Source organism: Mycoplana sp. 10N416 (assembly GCF_056394765.1).
On record NZ_JBFTIM010000043.1, the window covers coordinates 1 to 1,422 of the forward strand.

2 protein-coding genes are annotated in these 1,422 nt (G+C 62.6%); both read left to right on the forward strand.

Going from position 1 to position 1,422, the window contains the following annotated elements:
* Positions 1–1,118 (forward strand): NfeD family protein (locus tag AC1DDS_RS25705; protein WP_477481431.1); only part of this gene is annotated, 1,118 nt, incomplete at its 5' end.
* Positions 1,115–1,422, forward strand: a 308-nt coding sequence (locus tag AC1DDS_RS25710; RefSeq protein WP_477481432.1) for an SPFH domain-containing protein, incomplete at its 3' end; no start/stop codon positions are given. The genes AC1DDS_RS25705 and AC1DDS_RS25710, both read left to right, overlap by 4 nt.

The window sequence follows — 1,422 nt, forward strand, 5'->3', positions numbered from 1 at the left end:
CCGATATCTTGGCGTCGCCCATTCCTGTCATCGGTTATGTCGCGCCATCAGGCGGCCATGCGGCAAGTGCCGGCACCTACATCCTCTATGCAACCCATGTGGCGGCAATGGCGCCCGGCACCAATCTGGGTGCGGCAACGCCCGTCGAAATTGGCGGGATGCCGACCTTGCCCGATGGCGGCGGCAATAAAGACCAGAAGGCTGCGGCCGACCCGATGATGGCCAAGGTGACCAATGACGCGGTTGCCCTGATCCGCTCGCTCGCCGAATTGCGCGGGCGCAACGCCGACTGGGGCGAAAAGGCGGTGCGCGAGGCAGCCAGCCTGTCGGCCAACGCCGCTTTGCAGGAGCATGTCATCGATCTCGTCGCGCGCGACACGGCCGACCTGCTGCAGCAGGCCAATGGCCGCACCGTCGATGTGGCTGGCAAGAAGGAGGTGCTGGCGACCAAGGACCTGCCGGTCGAAACGGTAGAGCCCGGCTGGCTGATCCGGCTCTTGTCCATCATCACCAATCCCAACCTCGCCGTGATCCTGATACTGGTCGGCGTCTACGGCCTTGTCTTCGAGTTCTCGAGCCCCGGCCTGGTAGCACCGGGCGTCATCGGTACCACGGCATTGCTGCTTGGGCTTTATGCACTCGATCTTCTGCCGATAAACTACGCCGGCCTGGCGCTGATGCTGCTCGGCATCGCCTTCCTCGTCATGGAAGCCTTCAATCCCACAGTGGTGCTCGGGCTGGCAGGCGTTGTCGCCTTTCTTCTGGGATCGGCGATGCTGCTCAAGGTGCAGGGTCCCGGCTTCGAAATATCGTGGATGCTGATCGGCACTGCGGCCGCATTGACGCTTGGTCTGGCGCTCCTGACCGGCAGCTATGTTTGGGCGGCGCGCCACAGGCCCTCGCGCGTCGGTGCAAAGGCGATGAACGGCCTGCCGGTCGAGATCATCGACTGGTCGGGAAACGAAGGCCACGTCTTTGCCCAGGGCGAGCGCTGGCGAGCACAGGCCGATGAGCCGCTCGCAATTGGCGACAGCGCCGAGGTGACCGGGATCAAGGACCTGGTGCTGACTGTCCGGCGGCGAAAAGCAGAGAAGCCAAACGATGGAGAACGGCAATGATCATCGGCTATATCACATATCTTATACTCGCGGTCGCCATCGTCCTGTTTCTCTCCGCCGCCATTCGCATCCTGAGGGAATACGAGCGTGGCGTCGTTTTCACACTCGGCCGCTTCACCGGGATTAAAGGGCCGGGCCTCGTCATCCTCATTCCCTTTGTCCAGCAGATGGTAAGGGTCGACCTCCGCGTGGTGGTGCAGGACGTGCCGCCGCAGGATGTGATTTCGCGCGACAACGTGTCGGTGAAGGTCAATGCGGTGCTCTATTTCCGCATCGTCGATCCCGAACGGGCGATCATCAGGGT